The organism is Mycobacterium sp. E2327 (assembly GCF_001672675.1).
GTDB lineage: Bacteria > Actinomycetota > Actinomycetes > Mycobacteriales > Mycobacteriaceae > Mycobacterium.
Map to the genome: position 1 here is coordinate 1 of NZ_LZKE01000174.1, position 6,260 is coordinate 6,260.

7 protein-coding genes and 1 pseudogene are annotated in these 6,260 nt (G+C 69.4%); 5 read left to right on the forward strand and 3 right to left on the reverse strand.

What is annotated here, in order from left to right:
* Window positions 1-699, reverse strand: a 699-nt coding sequence (locus A5712_RS20525) for a polyprenyl synthetase family protein (protein WP_068108878.1), incomplete at its 3' end; no start/stop codon positions are given.
* Window positions 700-888: 189 nt separating this feature from the next.
* Between A5712_RS20525 and A5712_RS20530 the strand changes: the two genes are divergently transcribed.
* On the forward strand, window positions 889-1,773 hold the full coding sequence (locus A5712_RS20530) for a mycobacterial-type methylenetetrahydrofolate reductase (protein WP_068108887.1): 885 nt from the start codon (window positions 889-891) through the stop codon (window positions 1,771-1,773).
* 17 nt (window positions 1,774-1,790) lie between these two features.
* Here A5712_RS20530 and A5712_RS20535 read toward each other — a convergent pair whose 3' ends face one another.
* Entirely contained in the window at window positions 1,791-2,438 is a 648-nt protein-coding gene (locus tag A5712_RS20535) for a DUF3153 domain-containing protein (RefSeq protein ID WP_068108890.1), read from the reverse strand.
* A 125-nt stretch (window positions 2,439-2,563) separates the two neighbouring features.
* A complete protein-coding gene (locus A5712_RS20540; RefSeq protein ID WP_068108880.1) occupies window positions 2,564-3,172 on the reverse strand; it encodes an N-acetyltransferase in 609 nt (202 codons plus the stop codon).
* A 316-nt stretch (window positions 3,173-3,488) separates the two neighbouring features.
* Here A5712_RS20540 and A5712_RS20545 point away from each other — a divergent pair, with 316 nt between their 5' ends.
* From A5712_RS20545 to A5712_RS20560, 4 genes and pseudogenes are all read left to right on the forward strand, one after another.
* Window positions 3,489-3,890, forward strand: a complete 402-nt coding sequence (locus A5712_RS20545) for a DUF3040 domain-containing protein (RefSeq protein WP_067004636.1) — start codon at window positions 3,489-3,491, stop codon at window positions 3,888-3,890.
* A 391-nt stretch (window positions 3,891-4,281) separates the two neighbouring features.
* The gene (gene mraZ / locus A5712_RS20550; protein WP_067159148.1) at window positions 4,282-4,713 is read left to right on the forward strand and encodes a division/cell wall cluster transcriptional repressor MraZ; all 432 of its coding nucleotides are present in this window, start codon (window positions 4,282-4,284) and stop codon (window positions 4,711-4,713) included.
* Window positions 4,688-5,887: a 16S rRNA (cytosine(1402)-N(4))-methyltransferase RsmH gene (rsmH, locus tag A5712_RS20555; RefSeq protein ID WP_156766680.1), complete on the forward strand. Its 1,200-nt coding sequence runs from the start codon at window positions 4,688-4,690 to the stop codon at window positions 5,885-5,887. The genes mraZ and rsmH overlap by 26 nt, the downstream gene beginning before the upstream one ends.
* A pseudogene (locus tag A5712_RS20560) lies at window positions 5,884-6,260 on the forward strand (hypothetical protein); the annotation flags it as partial. The gene rsmH and the pseudogene A5712_RS20560, both read left to right, overlap by 4 nt.

A 6,260-nucleotide genomic window follows, 5' to 3' on the forward strand; every position in this document is an offset into this window, starting at 1 on the left:
GTCGCGCAGCTGGAACGCGACGCCGATGTCGGTCCCGAATTCTTTGAAGGCTTCCTGCACTTCGGGCCGGTCGGCGGCGGCGGCCACGCCCAGCTGCAGCGGCCGCGCCACTGTGTAGCAGGCGGTCTTGAACGTGTCGACGTTCATCGCCGACGCGATCGACTCGGCGCCGCTGTTCTCGGCGACGATGTCGAGGTATTGCCCGCCCAGCACCTCGGTGCGGATGTCGGCCCACACACGCTGGACCCGGCCGCGCGCGTCGGGCGGCAGTGTGGCCCCGAAGACGATGTCGTCGGCCCAGGCCAGCGCGAGGTCGCCGAGCAGGATGGCCGCCGACGTCCCGAACTGCTCGGGTGAGCCGCGCCAGCCCCGGTCGCGGTGCAGCGCGGCGAAGCGCACGTGCGCGGTCGGCTTGCCGCGGCGGGTGGAGGAGGCGTCGATCACGTCGTCGTGCACCAGCGCGCAGGCGTGCAGCAGTTCGAGCGCGGAAAACAGCAGCAACACTTCGGGTTCGGGCTCCCCGCTCGCCACCGACCGCCAGCCCCAGTAGGCGAACGCGGGCCGCAGCCGCTTGCCCCCGTTGAGCACGAAGTCCTCCAGGGCGGCGACCAGGACGTCGTAGTCGGCGCCGATGTAGGCCGTCCGCTCGCGCCGGCCGCGCAGGTACCGCCGGAGTTGCTCGGTGATCGCGCCGGTCAACTCGCCGGTTGCCGCTGCCTCTGAAGCATTCAGGCTCAGCGCGGCGCCCCTTTCTGCTCGGCTTGTCCCTAGGGCCGACAGTGTATGTCGCTTCCGGGACCCGAGTTGCTTCGACTGCCTCACTATTCCGCCCCTATGCTGGCGATCTGGGAAGCAAGTCGTCTGGTGGATCTGAGCGATAGGAGCCGCGTGACCCTCAACACCATCGCGCTCGAGTTGGTGCCCCCCAACGTCGAAGACGGTAAGGAACGGGCCCTCGAAGACGCGCGAAAAGTGGTGCGGTACTCGGGCGAATTCGGCCTCGACGGCCGGATCCGGCACGTGATGATCCCCGGGATGATCGCCGAGGACGACGATCGGCCCGTCGCCATGAAGCAGAAGCTCGACGTCCTGGACTTCTGGTCGATCATCAAACCCGAGTTGCCGGGATTCCAGGGCCTGTGCACCCAGGTGACGGCGTTCATGGACGAGGTGTCGCTGCGCGGCCGGCTGACCGACCTGTGCGCCGCCGGCATGGAGGGCGTCGTCTTCGTCGGCGTCCCGCGCACCATGAACGACGGCGAGGGCTCCGGCGTCGCGCCGACGGACGCGCTGTCGATCTACCGCGACCTGGTGACCAACCGCGGCGTGATCGTGATCCCCACCCGCGAGGGCGAGCAGGGCCGGCTGAACTTCAAGTGCAACCAGGGCGCGACGTACGGCATGACCCAGCTGCTGTACTCCGACGCCATCGTGGGTTTTTTGACCGATTTCGCCAACAACACCGATCACCGGCCCGAGCTTCTGCTGTCCTTCGGGTTCGTGCCGAAGGTGGAGAGCCGCGTCGGCCTGATCAACTGGCTGATTCAGGACCCGGGCAACGCCGCGGTGGCGCGCGAGCAGGAGTTCGTCCAACGGTTGGCCGGCAGCGAGCCGGACCAAAAGCGCCGGCTGATGGTCGACCTGTACAAGCGCGTCATCGACGGGGTCGCCGAGCTCGGCTTTCCGCTGAGCATCCACTTCGAGGCGACCTACGGGGTTTCCGGGCCCGCGTTCCAGACCTTCGCGGAGATGCTCGACTACTGGTCGCCCTAGCCCGACTACCGGTCGCCCTAGCTGGGCGGCTGGTCGCGTGGCGCCGTGAGCCGCGGCGAGCGGTCGCGGCTCATCCAGGCCAGCACCGCCACCACGCCGGCCGCCGCGAAGGACGCGATGCCCAGCCACACGCCCGCGCCGGTGAAGTTACGGGTGTTCGGGTCGGTGTATCGGGCGTTGGCGCTCATGGTGGTCACCACGCCCGGTTTGAGCTTCCACGACACCACGTCGGACTCGACGCGGTCGCCGTTGGTGGATGTCACGACACCGGGGAAGGCGACCGTCAGCTCGACGTCGGCGTCGTTGTCGGTCACCGACGTCAGGTCGGCCCGGCCCTCGAGGATCACCAGGTTGCCGTTCCGGCGCAGCGACAGGTTCACCCCCTGGGCGTCGGAGTTCATGTTCGCCAGCTGCGGCAACTCGGCGAAGGTCAGGTCGGAGAACACCGCCTGCGAGCCCACGTAGCCGTCGCTGTCGTAGTTCGACACCGCCACTTTCTGGCCGAACGGCAGGTTGTTGGTGTCGAGCTGCGGGCCGGTGTCCTTCGGCGTCTTCGGCTTGGCCGCCGCGATGATCTCCCCGGACACCAGGTCGTCGGGCGACACGGTGAGCGACGCCCGGACCCGCAGGCACCCACTCGCCAGGGGCACGATCAACAGCAGCATCGCGATGGCCAAGGCGCGGCGCCGCCGGGGCGTGAAGCCGCGGGGCCGAACCGGGGCGGGGCTGGCGTGCACGACGTCATCGTGCCAGATCCGGCGCGCCGGGTGTGGCGCCCCGGGCGGTGTCGCTACAGCGGAAGGGTGCGGCCCAGGATCGCGAACGCCCGTGGGTCCCCGGCGAAGTGGTAGCGGCGGATGACGTCGTTGAACCCCAGCCGCCGGTACAGCCGCCAGGCACGGTTCGGTTCCCCGTTGATTTCCGGGGTGGACAGCAGGACGTTCGCCTCGGAGCGCCCCGCGAGCAGCCGGCGGGCCAGGGCCTCGCCCAGGCCGCGGCCCTGCGCGCGGGGGTGGATGTGCAGCTCGGTCAGCTCGAAGTAACTGTTCATCAGCCGGGCGATCTCCTGGGGCGGCGAGCCGCCGCGTTGCAGGCCCAAGACCACCTGCTGCTGCCACCACTGCCCGGGCGCGCCGGGATACCCGTAGGCCACGCCGAGCAGGGGGGCGTCGCTCAGTTCGGCGGCCGACGGCGGCTGGGCGCCGGGCCCCTCGGGCGCCTCGGCCTCGACGGCGGCCACCCCTTGCCAGCCGTGCCGGCGGATGTGTTCGAGCCACATGGCGGCGCGCTGGTTCTCGGTGCCCCGCGGGTATCGCATCGCTTCGACGTAGACCCCGAGGGCGTCGGACAGGCGGCGCTCCATATCGCTCGGCGGCAGATCGATGAGGAATATCGCCAACTCGCGGTGTCCTCCTCATCGGGTGGCTTCAGGTGTGAGTTCGGTCCCGTGGCGCTGTCGCCATTATCCGACCCCCGCGGCCCGGCGCGCCCGGCGGCTGCGGGTAGCAGCGGGGCGAAACGGGCCGGTTCGGCAAGCGGGTTGCGGCGCACCGTCGTTGCGAGGTCGACCGGCGCGCGAACCCGCCCGGGATAGAATCGCTGCCGAACCAGTGGTACGCCACAGATTGACCTCGTATCATTTGTGGTAGTTGCCCTTAACGGGCATCCGCGTGCTATCGATAGTTACGTGCCAAACTGTCGGCAAGGAGGGACGAATGCCACTCTCCGATCATGAACAGCGGATGCTCGATCAGATCGAGAGCGCCCTCTACGCGGAGGACCCTAAATTCGCGTCGAGCGTCCGTGGCGGAGGGTTGCGCGCGCCGACCGCGCGGCGGCGCCTGCAAGGCGCGGCGCTGTTCGTCATCGGCCTGGCGATGTTGGTCTCCGGGGTGGCGTTCAAAGCCACGATGATCGGAAGTTTCCCAATTCTGAGCGTCTTTGGCTTCATCGTGATGTTCGGCGGCGTGGTCTATGCGATCACCGGCCCGCGGCTGGCGGGCAGGCCGGACCGTTCCGGTTCGGCGCCCGGATCGGCGCGCCAGCGGCGCAACAAGGGCGGCGGCTCGTTCACCAGCCGCATGGAGGATCGCTTCCGCCGGCGCTTCGACGAGTAGCGAGCATAACGCTTCGTAAGAGGTAGCCATCATGGCTACCTCTTTTTTTGCGCTCAAGCGAGGGATGCGCGGGGCGTAGTTCATTTCGACTTCCAATCGAGCCCAAATCGAGCCCGGCGCGCGCGACACGCCCCACTGGGCCCCACCGGAACGCCCCACTGCGCCCCACCCGGCGATTTTATGGCCCTGAAGTGCGGTTTTCCGGCCCGACGACGGGGCCGCAGTGCGACGTCTGGAGCCATCGGCCGGCGACCGGACCGCGCGCGGTGGCGAAAGAGCGGGAAAACTCGGCCACGACACCCTAGAAATGGGGCGAAGTGGGGGATGGTGGGGTATGGTGGCTGAAGCGTTTAGGTGAGGCGAGAGCCGGGTCTCCACGGGAGGTGAGCTGGTGTTTCTCGGCACCTACACGCCCAAGCTCGACGACAAGGGGCGGCTGACGTTGCCCGCCAAGTTCCGCGACACGTTGGCAGGGGGGTTGATGGTCACCAAGAGCCAGGACCACAGCCTCGCGGTCTACCCCCGGACGGAATTCGAGGCGCTGGCGCGCCGAGCCAGCAAGACCTCCCGCAGCAACCCCGAAGCCCGGGCCTTCCTGCGCAATCTCGCCGCCGGCACCGACGAGCAGCATCCCGACGCGCAGGGCCGCATCACCCTGTCGGCCGACCACCGCCGCTACGCGAACCTGACCAAGGACTGCGTGGTGATCGGGGCGGTCGACTACCTCGAGATCTGGGATGCGCAGGCGTGGCACGACTACCAGCAGACCCATGAAGAGAACTTCTCCGCGGCCAGCGATGAAGCACTCGGCGACATTATCTGAGGCGCGTGCCCGTGCATCGTGGCCTCTGCCCGAACCGACCCTGGCGTACTTCCCCAACGCCAGGTTCGTATCTTCGGACAGAGACCTGGGTGCAAGGGCGGCCCTTCGGGCCGACGGGGGCGCCAGGGCGGCCCTCCGGGGAGGCGTTGCGGTGGCTGAGAATTCGGACGACTTCGGGCATGTGCCCGTCCTGCTGGATCGCTGCGTCGAGCTGCTCACCCCCGCCCTGACGCGCCGGCACCCCGACGGAAGCGGGGCGGTCCTCGTCGACGCCACGCTGGGCGCCGGCGGTCACGCGGAGCGATTCCTGACCGACCTGCCCGGGCTGCGGCTGATCGGGCTCGACCGCGATCCCAGCGCCCTCGACATCGCCCGAGACCGACTGGGCCGGTTCGCCGACCGGGTCACCCTGGTGCACGCCCGATACGACGGCCTCGCCGACGCGCTGGCCGAATCCGGCTGTGCGGCAACCGAATCCGTCGACGGTATCCTGTTCGACCTCGGCGTGTCCTCCATGCAGCTCGACCGCGCCGAACGGGGCTTCGCCTACGCGAAGGACGCGCCCCTGGACATGCGGATGGACCCGTCGTCGCCGTTGACCGCGGCCGACATCGTCAACACCTACGACGAGGCCTCGCTGGCTGACATTTTGCACCGCTACGGCGAGGAGCGGTTCGCCCGCCGCATCGCCAAGCAGATCGTCGCCCGGCGCGCCCGCGCCCCGTTCACCTCGACCGCGGAGTTGGTAGAGCTGCTGTACCAAGCGATTCCGGCACCCGCCCGACGCACCGGCGGACATCCGGCCAAGCGGACGTTCCAGGCGCTGCGGATTGCCGTCAACGACGAACTGACCTCGTTGCGCGACGCTCTACCCGCTGCGCTGGACGCGTTGACGGCCGGCGGGCGCATCGCGGTGATGGCCTACCAATCGCTGGAGGACCGGATCGTCAAGCGCGTGTTCGCCGACGCGGTCGCGTCGCGCACGCCGGTGGATCTTCCGCTCGAACTTCCCGGCCACGGGCCGAGATTCCGGTCGTTGACGCGCGGCGCCGAACGCGCGGACGCCGCCGAGGTCGAACGCAATCCGCGCAGCGCCGCGGTGCGATTACGGGCGGTGCAACGGCTGGGCACAGACGGGCAATCACGGCAGGTTAGCGGGAAAGGCGACTCATGAAGGTAAAGCGCGAGACGCCCAAGCGACGGGGCGGACGCGACGGATCCGCCCGCAAGGGCCGGCGCGCCGCGGCCGACTCGCCGTCGGCTCGCCGCACCCGGCCCGGGAGCGCCTCGGCCAACGCCCGCGAGGGTCGGTCGCATCACTCCGGGCCGCAAACCAGCCCGATCGCCCGGCCGGTCGAGCGGTCGGGCCGGCCCAAGAACGCGAGCCAGGCCAAGGCGCGGGCCAAGGCACGGAAAGCCAAGGCGCCCAAGGCTATCCGGCCCCGGCTGACCGAGCGGCTGGCCACCCGGCTCGCGTCGATCGACCTGCGGCCGCGGACGCTGGCGAGCAAGGTTCCGTTCGTCGTGCTGATCATCGGCGCGCTCGG

Excerpts from the sequence above, each read along its gene's own strand:
- A5712_RS20535 (WP_068108890.1), bottom strand. The coding sequence starts at position 2,438 with ATGCTGCTGTTGATCGTGCCCCTGGCGAGTGGGTGCCTGCGGGTCCGG.
- A5712_RS20545 (WP_067004636.1), top strand. The coding sequence starts at position 3,489 with ATGCCACTCTCCGATCATGAACAGCGGATGCTCGATCAGATCGAGAGC.
- rsmH (WP_156766680.1), top strand. The coding sequence starts at position 4,688 with ATGAAGCACTCGGCGACATTATCTGAGGCGCGTGCCCGTGCATCGTGG.